This is a genomic window from Rhodococcus sp. UYP9 (genome assembly GCF_040547235.1).
GTDB lineage: Bacteria > Actinomycetota > Actinomycetes > Mycobacteriales > Mycobacteriaceae > Rhodococcoides.
The window spans coordinates 708,163-725,216 of sequence record NZ_JBEPPH010000001.1; the positions used below are offsets into that span (position 1 = coordinate 708,163).

Genomic DNA, 17,054 nt, shown 5'->3' on the forward strand with positions numbered 1-17,054 from the left:
CCCCCACCCCACCAGGAGAACCGATGTTCAAGCCCCGCCACGCGGCCCTCGTGATCGCCGCGCTCACACTCACCCTCACCGCCTGTGGCGACAGTTCCGACTCCGCCGCGAGCACACCCACCTGCCCCGGCGGGAAGATCCGCTTCGGTGTGGAGCCGTTCGAGGACCCCGCCAAGCTGACTCCGGCGTTCCAGGTCGTCGGCGAAGCTCTGTCGGAGAAGTTGAACTGCCCCGTAGAGGTGACCGTAGTGGACAGCTACTCCGCCGAGGTCCTCGCCATGCGCAACGGGCAGCTCGAGCTCGGCGTCTTCGGCCCACTCGGTTACGTCTTCGCGAGCCAGGAAGCCGATGCCCGCGCGCTCGCCTCCTTCGGGACGGCCGACGGTCAGCTCTCGACCTACACCGCCGGGATCTGGGTGCCCAAGGACTCCGACATCGACTCGATCGACGATCTCCGCGGACGCACCCTCGCCCTCTCCGAGCCCGGATCGACCTCGGGTGACGGTCTCCCCCGAATGGCGCTGCGCGAGAGCGGAATGAAGGACGACGACGTCAACATCACCTACGCCGGAGGACATCCCGAGGCGCTGCTGGCATTGGCCAACGGCAAAGTCGACGCCGCCGAGATCAACTCCCAACAGCTGGCGACGTCCACCGGGGAAGGCCAGTTCGACACCTCGAAGTTCCGTCAGGTGTGGACATCCGACCCGATCCCCAACGACCCCATCACCGTCGCAGGCGGAACCAGCCCCGAATTCCAGAAAGCCGTCGCCGACTCCCTGATGGACCTGCCGCCCGACGCCGTCGCCGAGGCGGGCGCTCTGCTCGACGTCGACCCGGCCGGCCAGCTCCTTCCTGTTGACAAGAGCACCTATCAGCCACTGTTCGACCTCGCCGACGCCCTCGGTCTCACCTCCAAGGACGCGGAATGAACGCCGACGTGTTGCCTAAAACAGTAAGGGACGCAGTTGCTTTCGAGCGTAATGCCCCCGCGTTGTCGATCCGCGCGCTGCGAACTTCCTTCGGTGACCGCACCGTCCTGCACGGCGTCGACCTCGACGTGCACGCCGGGGAACTGGTGGGCATCCTCGGCGCCAACGGATCCGGCAAGTCGACGATGCTGCGATGCGTCGTAGGCCTGACGTCGGTGGACGGCGGCAGTATCGACATCGGCGGCGAATCCGCACTGAATCACGGCCGTGTCCGTAAGGCAGCCATGGTGTTTCAGCAGATTCATCTCGTCGGACGCAGATCGGTCCTCGACAACGTCTGCGCGGGCGCGCTGGGCAGGTTGTCGCTCCGCCGGTCGTGGTCCACCCTCGCATTCCCGCGCGCGCTGCGGGAGGAGGCGATGGGATGCCTCGACCGCGTCGGCCTCGCCGACCGAGCACACGACCGCGCCGACCGACTCTCCGGCGGCCAACAACAACGCGTCGCCATCGCCCGTGCACTGTGCCAACGAGCGCCCGTCCTCCTCGCCGACGAGCCCGTCTCGGCCCTCGACCCAGCCTCCGCCGAGCAGGTCATGACGCTGCTGCAGTCCTTGGCCTCCGACGGCATCGCCGTCGCCGCGGTACTGCATCAACCCGATCTTGCGCGACGGCACTGCCATCGCATGGTCGGGCTCGATCAGGGCCGGATCTCCTTCTCCTGCGGGGCCTACGAGCTGGACGACGACACCGTCGCCGCGCTCTACAGCCCCTCCGAAAGAGTTGAACGATGACCACTCTCGATGTTCGACGCCTCGAGGTCCCACCGCACCCGCGTCGCCGAATGGGTCTGATCGGGGGCGCCGCCCTCGTCTTCGGTTTGATCGTCGTGCACATCTGGGCAGTGGAGGAAACCGAGGTGTCCGCCACCGCTCTCATCAGCGGGTGGCAGGGCATCGCGTCGTTCCTCGGTTCTGCTTTCCCACCGGACTTTTCGTGGACGACCGTCGTGCAACCCGGCATTCAGGCATGCCTGGTCACGCTGGCGATCGGACTCGTCGGCACGACGTTCTCCATCCCGTTCTCGATCCTGTTCGCCGTACTCGGATCACGGTCGACGAACCGAAACCCGTTCGTATATCAGGCCGCTCGCGCCGTCATGTCGTTCCTGCGCGCGGTTCCCGACATCGTGTTCGCGCTCATCTTCGTCACCGCCGTCGGGCTCGGACCGTTCGCTGGTGTGCTGGCGATCATCCTGCACAACACCGGAGTGATGGCCAAGCTGTGGTCGGAGGCGATGGAAGAGATCGATCAGGGACCCATCGACGCACTACGCGTCGCCGGCGCGTCGAGCACGCAGGTGGCGGTACATGTAGTCCTGCCGACGGTCGTTCCGCAGTTCGTCGGACTGCTGCTCTACCGGCTCGACGTCAACGTCCGGTCCTCGCTCGTTCTCGGACTGGTCGGCGCGGGCGGTATCGGATTTCTCATCAACCAGTCGATCTCACTGTTCCGTTTCGACGAAATGATGACCTACATCCTGATGGTTCTGGTGCTCGTCGTCGCCGTCGACCTGCTCAGCGGTGCAGTGCGCAAGCGCCTCGGGGCATGACCGCTCTCGCGGCCGTGTGGTCGGGGACCTCGTTCTCCCTGCAGCAGGTGCCGTTCCCGGACTTGGATGACGGTGAAGTCCTCGTCGAGATCGAACTGTCCACGGTGTGCGGAAGCGACCTGCACACCGTCGCCGGGCATCGCAGCACACCGGTTCCCACCGTCCTCGGGCACGAAAGTGTCGGACGCGTAGTCGACATCGGCGCGGACGCGACCGTCGCCGTCGGAGATCGCGTGGTGTGGACCGTCGGCACAGCCTGCGGAACCTGCCGGAGATGCCTGCGCGGGATACCGCAGAAATGCGTCGACCTCCGCAAATACGGGCACACCGCAATCAGCGACCGGTGGACTCTCAACGGCGGCTTCGCAACTCACATACACCTCCTCGCCGGGACGCGCGCCGTCGTCGTCCCGGAAGATCTGCCCGCGACGCTCCTCGCCCCCGCAGGCTGCGCCACCGCCACCGTCGTCTGCGCGGCACGCCGAATCGGGCTCACCGCGGGTGACGCCGTGGTGGTCCTCGGCTGCGGCATGCTCGGGCTGACAGCTGTGGCCTACGCCCTCGACCGCGAGGCCGTATCGGTGATGGCCTGCGATCCGGACCCGGCCCGTCGAGCATCGGCGTCGGAAATCGGTGCGACCGCGGTGTGCGCGCCGGAAGAGCTACCCGACGCGGCCCGCGGAGCCGATGCGATCTTCGAAATGTCCGGGAGCTCGTCTTCCGTCGCCGCTGCACTCGACGTGGTGGGCTTGGGTGGGCGGATCGCATTGGTGGGATCGGTGTTCCCCAGTTCAGCGGTCGAATTCGATCCTGAACATCTGGTGCGGAACCTCGTCACCATCGCCGGAAGCCACAACTACGCGCCGGCCGACCTCGTCGAAGCGGTGGAGTTCTTGCAGCGCACACCGGCGGCGCAGCTACTGGCTGCGGCCGTCGGAGTACCTCATCCACTCGAGGAGATCGACGCTGCCTTCGACTCCGGACGGTCCGCTGTGCGGGGTGCCGTCGGCTAGCCCACAGGTGGGGTACCCCCGGGGGTACTTGCATACCCCCCTCGGTATGTGCGACAGTGGAGCGACAGAACCACCGCTGACCGCTGCTGGTCGCATACCCCCCACCCGTATAGGAGTAGCTGATGTCCGAGTCGGACACCGTTCCGGATTCACGTCGTGAATCGGAAAAACAACAGCACCGCCCGCCCGGCATACTCGGCCGACTGGGCAGCACGATGGTCACCCGTCGCCGATGGGTGTTCGGGGTCTGGCTCATCGCTCTCGTCGCCCTCGGGTCCGCCGCGCCGTCGGTCTTCACCTCCCTCGCCGGAGCGGGATGGCAGGCCAACGGCTCCGAATCCGTTCAGGTCCGCGAGCTGGCGCAAGAACACTTCGGCGGTAACTCCTCGGCCGCAGTGCAGGTCGTCGTGCATTCCGACACCACAACCATCGACGACCCCGCGGTGCAGCAGACACTCGCCGCGGTGACCGGAGTCTTCGACGGCGACGCCCGGTTCGGCGAGATCATCGCCCCACAACCAGGCATGACAATCAGCCCCGACCAGCACACCGGCATCGTCATCGCCGGCGCCAATGCCAGCACCGACGACATGGTCAAAGCCGTCGACGACGTCAAAGAGGACCTGACCGCGCTATCCGGCGACGGCATCGAGGTCTACCCCACTGGATCTTCCGCACTGTGGTCGGACTTCAACAAAGCCAACCACGACGCCATGATCCAGGCCGAATTGATCTCCTGGCCAGTCACTTTGGCGATCATGGTGCTCGCGTTCGGCTCCCTCGTCGCCGCAGGCCTCCCGTTGCTGCTGACCGTCGCCGGACTCGTCGCCTCCGCAGGTGGCCTCGTGCTCCTGAACCAGGTCACGCCGATCTCGGTGTGGGCGATGAACTTCGCAATGATGTTCGCGCTCGCCCTCGGAATCGACTACGCCCTCTTCATCGTCGCCCGGTTCCGTGACGCCCTACGCAAGTCCGATCCGCGGGCCGCGGTCGCTGAAACCATGGACACCGCCGGTAAAGCAGTGGTGCTCTCCGGCCTGACCGTGCTGGTCAGCCTCACCGCCGTCCTACTCGTCCCTGCCCCTGCGGTGCGGACGATGGCCGTCGGAATCATGCTCGCAGTGTTCTTCGTGCTCGTCGCCACCCTGACATTGCTACCGGCGACACTCGGCGCCCTCGGCCACAAGGTCAACGCCGCTTCACTGCCCTACGCCAAACGCCAAACGCACCGCTCGCCGAAGTTCGCGGCCTGGGGCGAACTGCTCCACAAGCACCCCTGGCCGTTCGCAGTCGTCTCCGTCGGCATCTTGATCACACTCGCGTTGCCCGTCCTGGGACTCAAGGTCGCGATGCCGTCCATCGCCGTCGTCCCCGAGGACGCACCCGTCCGCCAAGGCTACGAACTGGTCCAGACACAGTTCGGCGACGGCGCACCCGGCGCACTGCAGATAGTCGTCACCGACGCCGATGCCCAACAGACCGCGTCAGCGGCAGCAGGCGTCGACGGAATCGCCATGGTCACCCCACCCCAACCCGCCATGGACGGATCGGGATACTCACTGCTACAAGCACTTCCGACGGTCGACCCTTCGGATGAAGCGATGGGCACCATCCTCACCGACCTCCGCGCCGAGCTTCCGGAGTCCGCATTGGTCGGCGGCGCACCGGCGGAGAACCTGGACCTGCAGCAGGCCCTGAACGACTACCTGCCGCTGGTGATCGGCATCATCCTCGTCCTCGGGTTCATCCTCCTGCTCGTCGCTTTGCAAGCTCCGTTGATCGCGGTGCTCGGTACCGTCGTCAGCTTGCTGTCCACCGCCGCCGCATTCGGTGTCGCGAAGCTGATCTTCCAGGACGGTCACGGCGCGTCACTGCTCGGCTTCACCCCACAGGGCTTCCTCGACGGCTGGGGACCGGTGTTCTTCTTCGCGATGATCTTCGCCATCGCCATGGACTACACCGTCTTCCTCCTCGCCACCGCGAAAGAGCACTACGAGAAGTCCGGTGACGCAAAGATCGCCCAGGTCGACGGCCTCGCCCACTCCGGTCGCGTCATCCTCGCGGCAGCAGCGGTCATGGTCGCGGTGTTCTTCACCTTCGCGCTCTCCGACCCGCTACCACCGAAAGAAATGGGCATCATCCTCGGCGTCGCCGTCCTACTCGACGCAGTGCTGATCAGGCTCATCCTGCTCCCCGTGCTGCTGCGCCTGACCGGACACGCAGCCTGGTGGTCACCAGCATGGCTCCGCAAGGTCCTACCGTCCATCAGCTTTTCCCACTGACATTTTTTACAGAAGATCGGAGACGCAACATGATCGACAAGTTCTCGGGCTGGCCCATCGAACGCACCGTTCCCGCCCTCGCGGCCGCCGTCGTCACCACCGGTCTGGTCCTCGGCGAAACCAGCTCCCCGCGCTGGCGGTTCCTGAGCGCCTTCGCCGCGGCAAACCTGGGCCTCTACGCTGCAGTCGGATGGTGCCCGGCGAGCCTGCTTCTCTCCAAAGCCGGCGTGCCCAGTCTTCGTAACGGGTAAGCCTTCAACAGTGCCACTCACAACCGAAAGGAACCACTCATGAACATTGCACTATCGACCACATTGACCGATACCGACTTCGACACTGCCGTCGCCAAAACCAAAGAAGCACTCTCCGCGCAAGGCTTCGGCGTCCTCACCGAAATCGACATGCAGGCCACCCTGAAAGCCAAGCTCGGCGAGGACATGGAGCAGTACCTGATCCTCGGCGCCTGTAACCCGAACCTCGCGCACCGCGCGGTCGGCGTCATGCCCCAGATCGGGCTGCTACTCCCCTGCAACGTCCTCGTCCGCGCCGACACCACCACCGCGGGATCGTTCCTCGTCGAGGCAATGAACCCCGCCATCATGGTCGAGGTCACCGGCGAAGCCGAACTGTCCTCCGTCGCACAGGAAGCGACGACCAAGCTGCAGGCAGCGATCTCCGCTCTCGGCGGCAAGAACTCCTGATCCAAGCAGCGTTCGGGGGCGGCTGGGTTCATCCTGACCGCCCCTCGTTCGACACCCCACTCCCGAAGATGCCCCCAGGGGTACCATTGGGGGGCACACCCAGCACAATCATAAGGAGTCCGACATGAACGGCGACCAAGACAGCATCGCATTGGTACTCAACCGACTGCGACGCGCGCACGGACAACTCGCCGGCGTGATCGGCATGATCGAAAACGGACGCGACTGCAAAGACGTCGTCACCCAGCTCGCCGCCGTCTCCCGCGCCCTCGACAAAGCCGGATTCAAAATCGTCGCCACCGGGCTACGCGAATGCATCACCGGCGAGACCGCCGACAACACCGAACCGATGACCGAGGCCGAACTCGAGAAGCTATTCCTCGCACTGGCTTGACCGTCTGGAAGTGGTTGACGGGGACCCTCGCGGCACTGGTAGCAGTGGTGTGCGCAGTGATCATCTCCACCTTCACGCCGCCAGTCGTCTTCTTCCCCGTCTACGCACTGGCCTCTGCCGTCTTGCTGTTCCTGGGCGCACTATGGCTCGTACTGGCACTGATCGGGTGGTTCAAATACCATTCGCTGCGATGGACCGCAGTTGCACCGGCCATCGTCATCGTCACAGCCGCACTCGTCTTGTTATCCGTACCGTCGAAAGGCGCATTCGCGGTATCGCAGGGCGCACTGGAAACCGTCGCCCAGGACTGCACGAAATCCACGGACACCCGCCGAATCGGGGCATACGCGGTCCGTTCGGTCCGCCCCACCGACAGCGGATGCCTGTTCTTCATCGTGGGCGGCCTCATCGACTCGATCGGCTTGGCCTACCTACCGGACGGCGCGCCCTACCTCGGCGAACCGCGGCGCGACGGAGACATCGGATACGAAAGATACGATGGTGATTGGTACCGGTTCGTGCAGCAATTCTGAGCCCGCGTGGGCGTAATTCTATGGGCCGCAACAACTACTTATCGGCAACTCTGGTAATTCTAACTAGTGAATGCACTGGGGAATAGCTCGATACTTAGCGATTGAACATCACCCACTCTTTTACACCCGCGAAAACGGGCATATCGGTCCATTCTCAGTTTTCGCACCAAGCGCATTTATTCGCTACTCTCGGGAGGAATACACACCTCGAAGGGATCTCGCACCGTGGCGAAGCAAGTAATCTATGAATTGGTCGACGACATCGACGGCACAGCAATCGACGAAGGCGAAGGCGAATCGATCGAGTTCTCCCTCGACGGCGTCGACTACGTCATCGACCTGAAAACCAAGAACGCCAACGAATTCCGCAAGCGACTCGAACTGTACGTCGGACACGCAACCCGCGTCGGCGGCCGCAAGCGCAAAGTAGCGTCGGCCGGCGTCGCCCCGAAGGCCGCATCTTCATCGGCGCCTACGACCAAGCGCGACCCCGCTCAAACCCGCGCAATTCGCCAGTGGGCGTCGGACAGCGGCTATGAGATCAACGACCGCGGACGCATTCCCGCCGACATCGTCGAAGCATACGAAACAGCAAACGTCAGCTAGATTCCGACGCGCCTGGCCTGCCTACTGGCCAGCCAGGCGCCTCGAATCTGCAGGAGAACACCCAAAATATCTTTCGGTATTGTGTGCTGCCCCCGCCCCCATCGCTTCAATGGTCCACTCATACGATCAGATAACTCGAGGGCGCCATTCAAGCGATCAGGGGACGGCCGCGCAAAGCAGGTCAGCTCTTCGGGTACTTGTACAGACCTTCCCCGGTGGAGATGCCCAGCTTCCCCTTGTCGATGTAGTTCTCCTTCAGGAAAGCAGCCAACCGTCGCTGGTCTTCGTTGCCCTGAGAGGCGATGTTGTACGGCGTAGTGAGTCCGATGATGTCGTAGATCTGACATGGGCCGAGCGGCGCGCCGGTGGCGATGCGCCACGTCTTGTCGATCATCTCCGGATCGGCGACTCCGTCGACGAGGAGGAGTCCGGCCGCGTCGAGGAACGGTACGAGGAGGGAATTGAGCACGTAACCAGGCTGTTCCTTCTTCAGCTCGATCGGGACCATGCCGATTGCGGATGCGAAGTCGACGACTGTCCGGTACACAGCCGGGTCGGTTTTCGACGTGCCCATTACCTCGGCGGTATTGCGGACCCAGATCTGGTTGGCAAAGTGCAGCGCGAGGAACTTCTCCGGACGACCGGTGGAGTCCATGAAGTCGCTGGGAAGCAGCGTCGAAGAGTTCGTCGCGAAGATCGTGTGCTCGGGGGCGAAACCGCCGATCTTGGTGTAGGTGTCGCGCTTGATGTCGAGATTCTCGGGAACGGCCTCGATGACCAGGTCCGCGGCCTGTACAGCTTCCTTCAGGTTCGACGACAGAGTGATCCGCTCGAGCGCGGCCTCTGCCTTGCCGTCGGCCGCACCTTCGACCTGCTTGGTGTACACCTTGACCAGCTTGTCGAACTGTACCTTCGCCTTGTCCAGCGCCGCCTCGTCGATGTCGTATGCGACCACCGAAAATCCATGGTATGCAGTCTGATACGCGATCTGCGAACCTAGAACGCCCGTCCCCAATACCGTCACGTTGGTGATGTCAGTCATCTGATGGTCTCCTCTGCAGTTCATTTGTCATCGTTCACCTAAGCGAGGTCAAAGATTCACCGCCGGAGAGGGTGTGGCACACACGCTAGCTCCTGCGGAGTTCGGCCACCTTTCAACATACGCCAGATTCCCGATTCGAGACCGAGCGTCGAAAGTTCGAGAGATCCGGCGCGGATGCGATCGTCGGCGAAACTCTTTGTCCATCAACGTACTACCAACACAGGCGGGATTCGGTTCATTCCAATACGGACGTATGACCGGTGACACACAGGTCCGCAGATTGGGCCAACCGTCTGCACTATTCCGGTTTCCCTGCAGGTGAAGCAAGGGTCGACTAAAATCATTCGACAAGTTGATGGCCTGCCTCGCAAAGGAAAGAAGCCCGTGAACCGATCCGTCGTCGGTAATACCGGTCCCCTATTGCTACACAGCACAATTCGATGATCAAACGCGGGTCGAACGCGTCGACATCCCGTACGAGGAGACAACGCTACCCGGGTATTTCTTCTCCGCCGACGCCGTGGGCACGCCGCCGCAACCGACGTTCCTCATGGTCAACGGCAGTGATGGTGCTCTCAGCTCACTGTGGAGCCACGGTGCGGCGACCGCCTTGGCTCGCGGATACAACGCGCTGATGTTCGACGGGCCGGGGCAGCAGTCGATGCTGTTCGAACGAGGGCTCGGCTTCCGGCCCGACTGGGAAGCCGTGGTCACACCCGTCGTGAACTATCTTCTGGAGCGTCCCGACGTCGACCCACGCCGCATCGTCCTCTACGGGATCAGCCAGGGAGGTTTCTGGGGAGCGCGGGCCTTGGCCTTCGAGCATCGCATCGCCGCAGCCATTCTCGACTCTGGTGTGGTCGATGTCAGCGCATCCTGGACTGCGAGCATCCCGAACTCCTTGATGAAGCTCTTCCATACGGGCAAGAAGGAGGCCTTCGACCGGGACATGGGCCTCGGCATGAAATTGTCGCCACAGACGTTGCGGACGTGGAACTTTCGTGCCCGCCCCTACACCCAGGCCAGCTATTTCGACACGATCACCGAAGTGCATCGCTATACCCTCGACGCCGCCGAAGCTGCTCGGATCACGACGCCACTGTTCGTTACCGACCCGGACGACGAGCAGTTCTGGCCCGGGCAGTCGAAGATCCTCGCCGACGGCACGGGCGGTCCGGTGGAGTCGAGCCGATTCACCGCAGTGGACGGCGCCAATTTTCACAGCCAACGATGGCTCGCCAGCTCACCGACGAGCGCATGTTCGATTGGCTCGACGGCCTCTAGGACAGGTCGGTTCCGATCGCGCGTCGACAACCGCTTGCTCACCGCGATCGACAGCGAGGGGTTTGCGTGCACCGATCTGTTCCTACGACCACCCCGGCGGGGCGGTGCAGCGCGCCGACGGCATGCAAGCCGGTCGCGGGATCCGCAGTGCGCAGCTGGTTCGATCCAAGAACTCCATACCCGCCAGATATTCGGTAGTCAGCCATAGCGCCAACCAGCGGGGGAACTGTCTCTATAGTCCTGTTCGTGTCGAGTTCCGTTGGACTCAATGGCAGAATGTGTTGCGCGAAGTTCGCGAGGGGTTTATCCGGCAGAGCGAGGGACGTTCTGATGTATCAGGGAGGCGGCTGGACATGAACACCATCGATTCGGAGCACGCCGGATACCGATTCGCATCGCTGTCCTGGGACCTGGCGCAATACCCCGGAGCAGGCCCGACGGCACAACGAGTCGTCGACCTCGCGGTGACGACCTTGGGATGCGGCGGCGCTGCGGTGACCACCCTCCGCGACAACGGTCGGATACGGATCATTGCGGCCAGCGACCAACGAACGATTGCCGAGGCCGCCAAGATCGCCGATCTCACGGGGCAGTCCGCCACCAAAGACGTCCTCGCCACCAAGGGCACCATCGTCAACAACGGTGCGGAGAACGATCCGCGGTGGGTGCAGTATCGAGAGCTGATGACCGAGCAGACGTCCATCCGGTCGACCGCGAGCTTCTACCTGATTCTCGGCGGCGTCGAGTTGGGTGTCATGGGCTTCTACAGCGCCCGTAAGGACTTCTTCACCGACGAGATCCTCTACGACTGCTCCATCTACGCCGACCATGCCGCCGTGGCATTGAAAAATGCCAGCGCCGACGACCGCAACGATCAACTGTCGATGGCGGTGGACACCAACCGCGAAATCGGGATCGCCGTCGGGATAGTCATGAGCCGGTACAAGCTCACCCGGGACGCCGCGTTCGACATGCTGGTCGTGGCCTCCTCGCACACCAACCGCAAGCTGCGGGAGGTCGCGGCCGAGATAGCCGCGACCGGGATCGTCCCGGCCTGGCGGTCGAAAGCCCACGCTTCATAGCTACTGCTGCACACCAGCGCCTATGAGGCGGGGCGCGACGCAGGGTTCCTGATCACGGCGGTGTAGATTCCCACCGCCAGTGCTCCGATCGCTGCAGTCCATCCGACGCTGGCATTGATAATGTCGCCCGCCAGCCTGCCCTGCGCAATCCACATCAATCCCCAGACGATCCCGATAGCCGGTGCGAGAGCCCCCGAAGAGTACGTAGCCAACCCGACGGCAACCAACGCTGCAACGACCAGGACTGCCACTGCCCAAAAGGTTGCTCCGCCGGTGACGCCGAGGTCGACGAGCCATGCCGTCACGTTCGCGACGGTCGCCACGCACACCCAGCCGAGGTAGAGGCCCATCGTTCCGTCCGTGATGACTGCGTCCAACCGGTTCTCGGGGGGCTGCTGGCGAAGTAGGACGAATACTCGGGCGAGGACCGCGAGCAGCGCAGCGATGACGAATACGCTCAGCCACAGCAATCCCACCTGAATGGTCAGGATCCATGCGGCGTTCAGCAGCATGGACACCGCAATCGGCAGTCGGAGGGGAAGGTGGCGCTCACTTCGCCCGGGCAGCGCCTGCCACACCGCGTATGCGAAGAATCCTAGGTAGATGACCGTCCAGATCGAAAATGCAGTCCCAGCAGGCGCGACGAGCGTCGACGTGGCGCTGAGCGCTCCACCTGCGGCCTCCGCGATGGGAGTGCCGATCCACGCACCTGAGCCGATGAACGAGCCGATGACCGCCGCAATGGCGCTGACTATTACCCCGACCTTCATAGCGGGTGAATGCCCGGATCGACCGTTCACAAACGGGGAGGTAGCACTGAGCGACATTTCTGCTGGTGACGACTCTTGCGCGGCCGGGGAGGTGACACCCGGCCGCGCAAGTTCGGATCACGCCAGTTGAACGGTGGCCGTCGCCCGGTGCCCGAAGATGCGTTTGCCCTCGAACGTCGCGCCCAGCGAAATCACTGCCGTACGACTGTCCTCGTCGAGCGATTTGATCTTGCCCGTGAACAAAATTTCTGCGGCGCGATGCGGATCGACGGGAATGGGTGCGGTGAAGCGGACCGTGTAGTCCTTGACCGCACCCGGATCACCCAACCATGAAGTGATGTAACCGCCGCCGAGACCCATCGTCAACATCCCGTGTGCCAGAACATTTTTCAGGTCGACAAGCTTGGCGAACCCATCGCTCCAGTGGATCGGGTTGGCATCCCCCGCGACACCGGCATAGTTCACCAGATCGCCACGAGTGAGTCTAAATACCTTCTCCGGCAACACATCTCCGACAGTGACGTCCTCGAACTTCACCGAAGGCGCCGGGCGATGGTCCACCAGCACGAGCGGTGGATGCTCCACCTGCTCCTCTTCCTCGTGCGTGGTAGCGTTCTCGCGCGCAGTCGACGGCGTAGCGCCGTGCATCACCAGATTCTCCGCTGCCTCGACGATGCCGGAGTCGACATCTCCGTCGCGGCCGATCAGTAGCGTCGTGTACGTGGTCTGTACGAGTTCGTTGCGCTGATTGGACACGATGTTCTTGGTGACCATCATGTCCTTGCCCATGACCTCCTTGTAGGAGTCGAGGGAGACGTCGCAGTACAGCTGATCGCCGGCGACGATCGGCTGGTGGAATTCGAGGACCTGATCGGTTTGCAGCATCTGCCCCAGGTCGAATCCGACCGCGATCTTCTCGAGCAACCGACGCTGCGCAAGGGTGCCGACCAGGGAGATGAAGGTCAGCGGCGCTGCCAAACCGCTGTAGCCGAGAGCTTTGGCTGCGTCGGAGTCCCAGTGCACCTGGTTGAAATCCTGAACTGCGCGAGCGTACTCACGTACCTTTTCGCGCCCCACCTCGTAGAAGTCGCTCGCCCGGTAGTGCAGGCCCACCATTGCACGGACATGCTCCGCTGGATCGAAATTCTCAGAAGTTTTTCCAGTCATTTCTCGCAACATACCGGGCCGAGCGCCGCTAGTACATGTAGGTCCGCGACCTTGTGGCAGTTCACAGCCGGCGTCAGGCAGTGCGATGCCGGGGAACGACGTCGTAACTGTCCGGTTCGAACGGCGTCACCGGAGGAATGCGCGTCACTGCCGTCAGTGGGCGACGAGAGCGAGCCCGCGATGCATCGGCGGCCAGCAACGCCGCACCGTGCGCGGTCAGTGATTCCGGCATATCGGGCACGAGCACCGGCAGCCGCAGATCACGCCGAAAGACGCGGCGAAGCGAAGGGATATGCGCGCAACCACCGACCATGACCAGCGCGTTGACCGACTTCGGTGCGTCGACGATGGCACTGGCAGTCCAGTCCTCGATCGATCGAACCGAGCGGTCGACGATGTCGTCGAAAGAGCTGCGCCACAGTCGAACCGGGCCGCCGACGAATGGTCCGGTCACCTCCGCCACGCGCAAGCTCGACAACTGCTCACGCGCGAACCGAATGGCGACGGCGAGACTGTCCAGTGCCGAGGCGGATACCAGTTCGTCGGCGCCGTAGGTGGCGAGTAGATAGTTCCGCACCGCGTCATCGCACACCGATCCACCGAATCGAGTTGTGCGCTCCGAACTGAAAACCTCACCGGTGGCGGGATCAGCGATCGACACGGTGGTCCCGGAAGCACCGACGTCGCAGAGTGCGACCGTTCGCAAGCCCTCGAGCTGTCCGCTGCCGCGCAGGAACCTCAGCTGAGCGCCGAGTTCGGAGACGACCATGAACCGATCGGCCTTGTGCATCGAATACGCCGAGGTCAGGGGCCTGCTCGCTGGATCGTCCGGGACAGCGAGAACGGTATCCGCGGCATCGACATCCTGCACCTTCGCCATGGAGTCCAACAGGTCGAGAGCAGCGGCGACGTGCTGGGACGGCTCGAACAACCGCGCAACGTTGACAGAGCACACCGAATCGTCCGCTGTATCGAGAGCTGTAGCCCGGGCGGCCGAAGAGCCCACTGACACCCCAAGCACCGTTTTCATGGCTTCCTCGACTTCACTATGACCGACTAGATGTAGAGACCATAGCCGTGAAATCAGTCCATGGGTAGGCTTCGATACCTTCGAAGATTCCTGAAGTATGTTTCAGACTCCCGCGCTATTACTCCGGAGGCGTTTCGGGCTCCTCCGGCGTCGTCGATATGGGTGTGATCGTGGTGGTCGTGGGCTCCGGGGTGGGCACGACCGACGTTTCCGCCGGAGGCTGTTCCACGTCCGTCGGTTCGACGCCGCCTCCGGGCGATGTCGGCGTGACCACCGACGTGGTCGTGGGCGCGAGGGTTGGCGCGATCGTCGCACCCGGCGGAAGATTCGGTCGCGGGCGTTCGGCCCCTGCGGCGGGGGGTCGTGAAACACCAACGGGCGGTACGAATTCGGGCCTGACAGCAGGGTTTTCCACGGGATCCGGGGCTGTCTGCGCTACCTCTGCCGGACGAGCCGTATCGTCTGTCGTCGGAGTCGACGTCGCGTACGGCGTGTCCGCCGTATCGACCGAGTCTGCGGGGATGACCGTTCTGGTGTCCACCGCAGGATCCACCGTCATCGCCAACGCGCTGACTCCCCCGAGCGCCGCCAACATCAAGGCTCCGACCGCAGCGACCTGCCAGATCCCGCGACGAGGACCGGACGACGCCACGGTGCGTCGGGCCGGACTCACCGGATCCAGTACGCCGACCAGCAGTGCTGCAGCGACTTCGGGTGGTAGCCCGTCGACGAGGTGGGAATCGAAGATGTCGACGACGATCAGCGGTTGCACCTCGGACGCAGCGACCGCGTCGATGACTATCTGGCACTGCATCGCGTTCTCGCAGACGACGGCAGCACCGGTGACCGTGAGACCGCTCTGCATGGCTTGAATTCTGGTCGATCCCAGTGCTGCGACAACAGCCTGGCCGATACCGTCGGGCACCGCTTCCACCGACACGACGCGGGTAGCTACCGGCCCGAGATCGGGCAGATCCACGTCGACCAGGGAAGCCGTCACCTCGAAGGTACTGACATGCACGCCGAGAGCTATACGCACGACAGACTTCCCCCCTTCCCGTTTACCCCGAAAATTTCTATTACTCGAAAGGTTTTGAGGCTAAGAATACAGTCGCCTTCCGGTTTTTCGTTAGCTGTTCACACATCAATTTTCGACACTTCGGCCCGAGCAGCCTCCGCCGCCGCGACCTCCTGGGCATAGAGCACACCGAAGGTGAAGCCGTTCTCCCCCGGAGTCACCCCCGCCTTCCGTCCGAGGTCGAGCAGCTTCTGCGCAGCGACGACCGCGTCCTGATGCTCGCCGAGCACTTCCTGGACCGCCTTGTATCGCTCGATCCGAGCCGTCGCGTCCTTCTTCCCGACGATCGGGAAGATCAACTCGGCGGCATACCTGGCACGTTTTCCTGCCTTGCGAGCCCCGTGCAGTTCCACGTCGTCACCCCCGGCCACTGCTGCAGCGACGCGCCTGCGCACCTTACGTCCGGCCTTGCGCGCAAGTCGATCGAGTTCGTCGGCGTCGACGTCCTCGGCCCCGACCGCTGCCGGGAATGCGCGCGAGAGGTTGGCGAGACTCGTCAGCAGGGCCCGGTAACGGTCCCCGTCCAACTCCGCCGAGACGATGCCTCGGTGGCGAACCTGTTCGGCCAACAGACCGTTCTCGATGCGCGCGGCAACCGGGCCCAGGACCAGCTCCGGCGGCAGCTCGTGCACCGCGTCGGACAAGCGTGCACGTAGCACTTGCCTGTCCCTGACCTCACCGAGAAGTCCTCCATACCAAGCTAACTCGGAATCCAGAGCTGAAGCCACGCCCTCGTCGAACAAGGCACCGAACACACGCAGTGTGCTCCGGTAGCGTCGAATCGCAACGCGCGTGGAATGGATCGGATCGAGTCCCCGGCGCAGGTACACATCGCCGGCGAAGATGGCCTGCGCCTGCTCGTCGAGGTAGTCGACCAGGACCGCGAGCTCCGACACCTGTGTCTTCTCCAGATTCACCGCCAACGCGCGATGCAGCTTCGACGGGTGCGCGCCGCGCTGAGCCCCAGCGGTGAGCAGCGCCTTACCGAAACGCTTCAGCGTCGCTTCCGACCCCGACGCACCCAACTCCACTTCCAACTCACGCCATCGGTGATCGGGGACGCCCTCTGCTTGGACGCCGACCGAATCGTCGGCGAGTTCGGCGAGAACGGTTCCGTCCGAGGCAGTGAATACATGCCGTCGACGCCTCGACGTCAGGGTGGCAACGGGGACCAACGGTTTCCCCAGGGCGACGCCCACCAGCATGTTCGCAAGCTCTTCCGGGACGTGCGCGTCTTCACCACTACCGAGCGGTAGCCGGATCTCGGTGCGTGCCTTGTCGGCGGGGACTTTCACGTGCCAGCCCGTGTCGGTGTCTCCGCGCCGACGCCGCAACGTGATGCCGCGCCGGAGTAGGTCGAGATCGGGTGTATCGAAGTAGCTGCTGATCAGCTCCACCTCCGATACCTCGATCGCTCCGCCCTTCGGGATCAGTTCGGTGAGCGAGGGAAGTACGAAGTCCGAGGTCGCGTCGTATTTGTCCTCGCGCTCGGTCTGTATCGAAGCCATGTCCGTCAGTGTGCCGGACAGGC

18 protein-coding genes are annotated in these 17,054 nt (G+C 63.6%); 12 read left to right on the forward strand and 6 right to left on the reverse strand.

Going from position 1 to position 17,054, the window contains the following annotated elements; translation table 11 throughout:
• Window positions 1-23: 23 nt before the first annotated feature.
• The 10 genes from ABIB36_RS03325 (at window position 24) to ABIB36_RS03370 (ending at window position 8,070) form a co-directional block, all read left to right on the forward strand.
• Window positions 24-932, forward strand: a complete 909-nt coding sequence (locus tag ABIB36_RS03325) for a phosphate/phosphite/phosphonate ABC transporter substrate-binding protein (protein ID WP_354559145.1) — start codon at window positions 24-26, stop codon at window positions 930-932.
• Window positions 929-1,723, forward strand: a complete 795-nt coding sequence (locus ABIB36_RS03330; protein WP_354559146.1) for a phosphonate ABC transporter ATP-binding protein — start codon at window positions 929-931, stop codon at window positions 1,721-1,723. Before ABIB36_RS03325 ends, ABIB36_RS03330 begins: the two co-directional genes overlap by 4 nt.
• On the forward strand, window positions 1,720-2,541 hold the full coding sequence (gene phnE / locus ABIB36_RS03335) for a phosphonate ABC transporter, permease protein PhnE (RefSeq protein ID WP_354559147.1): 822 nt from the start codon (window positions 1,720-1,722) through the stop codon (window positions 2,539-2,541). Before ABIB36_RS03330 ends, phnE begins: the two co-directional genes overlap by 4 nt.
• On the forward strand, window positions 2,538-3,554 hold the full coding sequence (locus tag ABIB36_RS03340) for a zinc-binding dehydrogenase (protein WP_354559148.1): 1,017 nt from the start codon (window positions 2,538-2,540) through the stop codon (window positions 3,552-3,554). The genes phnE and ABIB36_RS03340 overlap by 4 nt, the downstream gene beginning before the upstream one ends.
• Before the next feature lie 122 nt (window positions 3,555-3,676).
• Window positions 3,677-5,836, forward strand: a complete 2,160-nt coding sequence (locus ABIB36_RS03345) for an MMPL family transporter (protein ID WP_502944863.1) — start codon at window positions 3,677-3,679, stop codon at window positions 5,834-5,836.
• A 29-nt stretch (window positions 5,837-5,865) separates the two neighbouring features.
• Window positions 5,866-6,087 (forward strand): YgaP-like transmembrane domain, encoded by a 222-nt coding sequence (locus tag ABIB36_RS03350; RefSeq protein WP_084347364.1) that lies wholly within the window; start codon window positions 5,866-5,868, stop codon window positions 6,085-6,087.
• Between the two features lie 39 nt (window positions 6,088-6,126).
• Window positions 6,127-6,537, forward strand: a complete 411-nt coding sequence (locus ABIB36_RS03355; RefSeq protein ID WP_084347362.1) for a DUF302 domain-containing protein — start codon at window positions 6,127-6,129, stop codon at window positions 6,535-6,537.
• A 124-nt stretch (window positions 6,538-6,661) separates the two neighbouring features.
• Entirely contained in the window at window positions 6,662-6,931 is a 270-nt protein-coding gene (locus ABIB36_RS03360) for a metal-sensitive transcriptional regulator (protein WP_084347360.1), read from the forward strand.
• Window positions 6,928-7,464: a hypothetical protein gene (locus ABIB36_RS03365; RefSeq protein WP_354559149.1), complete on the forward strand. Its 537-nt coding sequence runs from the start codon at window positions 6,928-6,930 to the stop codon at window positions 7,462-7,464. The genes ABIB36_RS03360 and ABIB36_RS03365 overlap by 4 nt, the downstream gene beginning before the upstream one ends.
• Window positions 7,465-7,689: 225 nt before the next feature.
• On the forward strand, window positions 7,690-8,070 hold the full coding sequence (locus tag ABIB36_RS03370; RefSeq protein WP_084347358.1) for a histone-like nucleoid-structuring protein Lsr2: 381 nt from the start codon (window positions 7,690-7,692) through the stop codon (window positions 8,068-8,070).
• Between the two features lie 181 nt (window positions 8,071-8,251).
• Here the strand turns inward: ABIB36_RS03370 and ABIB36_RS03375 are convergent, their stop codons facing one another.
• On the reverse strand, window positions 8,252-9,112 hold the full coding sequence (locus ABIB36_RS03375; RefSeq protein WP_354559150.1) for a 3-hydroxyacyl-CoA dehydrogenase: 861 nt from the start codon (window positions 9,110-9,112) through the stop codon (window positions 8,252-8,254).
• Between the two features lie 520 nt (window positions 9,113-9,632).
• Here ABIB36_RS03375 and ABIB36_RS03380 point away from each other — a divergent pair.
• Window positions 9,633-10,604 (forward strand): alpha/beta hydrolase family protein, encoded by a 972-nt coding sequence (locus ABIB36_RS03380; protein ID WP_354559151.1) that lies wholly within the window; start codon window positions 9,633-9,635, stop codon window positions 10,602-10,604.
• 145 nt (window positions 10,605-10,749) lie between these two features.
• Window positions 10,750-11,478, forward strand: a complete 729-nt coding sequence (locus tag ABIB36_RS03385) for a GAF and ANTAR domain-containing protein (protein ID WP_354559152.1) — start codon at window positions 10,750-10,752, stop codon at window positions 11,476-11,478.
• A 20-nt stretch (window positions 11,479-11,498) separates the two neighbouring features.
• On the opposite strand, the gene ABIB36_RS03390 is transcribed toward ABIB36_RS03385, so the two are convergent.
• The 5 genes from ABIB36_RS03390 to ABIB36_RS03410 form a co-directional block, all read right to left on the reverse strand.
• Complete coding sequence (locus tag ABIB36_RS03390; RefSeq protein ID WP_354559153.1) at window positions 11,499-12,248, reverse strand: TspO/MBR family protein; 750 nt, start codon at window positions 12,246-12,248, stop codon at window positions 11,499-11,501.
• 117 nt (window positions 12,249-12,365) lie between these two features.
• Window positions 12,366-13,415 (reverse strand): fused (3R)-hydroxyacyl-ACP dehydratase subunits HadA/HadB, encoded by a 1,050-nt coding sequence (locus ABIB36_RS03395; RefSeq protein WP_084347350.1) that lies wholly within the window; start codon window positions 13,413-13,415, stop codon window positions 12,366-12,368.
• Window positions 13,416-13,488: 73 nt separating this feature from the next.
• On the reverse strand, window positions 13,489-14,445 hold the full coding sequence (locus ABIB36_RS03400; protein WP_354559154.1) for an Hsp70 family protein: 957 nt from the start codon (window positions 14,443-14,445) through the stop codon (window positions 13,489-13,491).
• A 118-nt stretch (window positions 14,446-14,563) separates the two neighbouring features.
• The gene (locus ABIB36_RS03405) at window positions 14,564-15,484 is read right to left on the reverse strand and encodes a hypothetical protein (RefSeq protein WP_354559155.1); all 921 of its coding nucleotides are present in this window, start codon (window positions 15,482-15,484) and stop codon (window positions 14,564-14,566) included.
• Window positions 15,485-15,582: 98 nt separating this feature from the next.
• Entirely contained in the window at window positions 15,583-17,031 is a 1,449-nt protein-coding gene (locus tag ABIB36_RS03410) for a CYTH and CHAD domain-containing protein (RefSeq protein WP_354559156.1), read from the reverse strand.
• Window positions 17,032-17,054 lie beyond the last annotated feature (23 nt).

Bases quoted from the DNA above. Each gene is read 5' to 3' on its own strand.
- ABIB36_RS03325 (WP_354559145.1), top strand. From the start codon at position 24: ATGTTCAAGCCCCGCCACGCGGCCCTCGTGATCGCCGCGCTCACACTC.
- ABIB36_RS03330 (WP_354559146.1), top strand. From the start codon at position 929: ATGAACGCCGACGTGTTGCCTAAAACAGTAAGGGACGCAGTTGCTTTC.
- phnE (WP_354559147.1), top strand. From the start codon at position 1,720: ATGACCACTCTCGATGTTCGACGCCTCGAGGTCCCACCGCACCCGCGT.
- ABIB36_RS03340 (WP_354559148.1), top strand. From the start codon at position 2,538: ATGACCGCTCTCGCGGCCGTGTGGTCGGGGACCTCGTTCTCCCTGCAG.
- ABIB36_RS03345 (WP_502944863.1), top strand. From the start codon at position 3,677: ATGTCCGAGTCGGACACCGTTCCGGATTCACGTCGTGAATCGGAAAAA.
- ABIB36_RS03350 (WP_084347364.1), top strand. From the start codon at position 5,866: ATGATCGACAAGTTCTCGGGCTGGCCCATCGAACGCACCGTTCCCGCC.
- ABIB36_RS03355 (WP_084347362.1), top strand. From the start codon at position 6,127: ATGAACATTGCACTATCGACCACATTGACCGATACCGACTTCGACACT.
- ABIB36_RS03360 (WP_084347360.1), top strand. From the start codon at position 6,662: ATGAACGGCGACCAAGACAGCATCGCATTGGTACTCAACCGACTGCGA.
- ABIB36_RS03375 (WP_354559150.1), bottom strand. From the start codon at position 9,112: ATGACTGACATCACCAACGTGACGGTATTGGGGACGGGCGTTCTAGGT.
- ABIB36_RS03385 (WP_354559152.1), top strand. From the start codon at position 10,750: ATGAACACCATCGATTCGGAGCACGCCGGATACCGATTCGCATCGCTG.
- ABIB36_RS03390 (WP_354559153.1), bottom strand. From the start codon at position 12,248: ATGAAGGTCGGGGTAATAGTCAGCGCCATTGCGGCGGTCATCGGCTCG.
- ABIB36_RS03395 (WP_084347350.1), bottom strand. From the start codon at position 13,415: ATGACTGGAAAAACTTCTGAGAATTTCGATCCAGCGGAGCATGTCCGT.
- ABIB36_RS03400 (WP_354559154.1), bottom strand. From the start codon at position 14,445: ATGAAAACGGTGCTTGGGGTGTCAGTGGGCTCTTCGGCCGCCCGGGCT.
- ABIB36_RS03410 (WP_354559156.1), bottom strand. From the start codon at position 17,031: ATGGCTTCGATACAGACCGAGCGCGAGGACAAATACGACGCGACCTCG.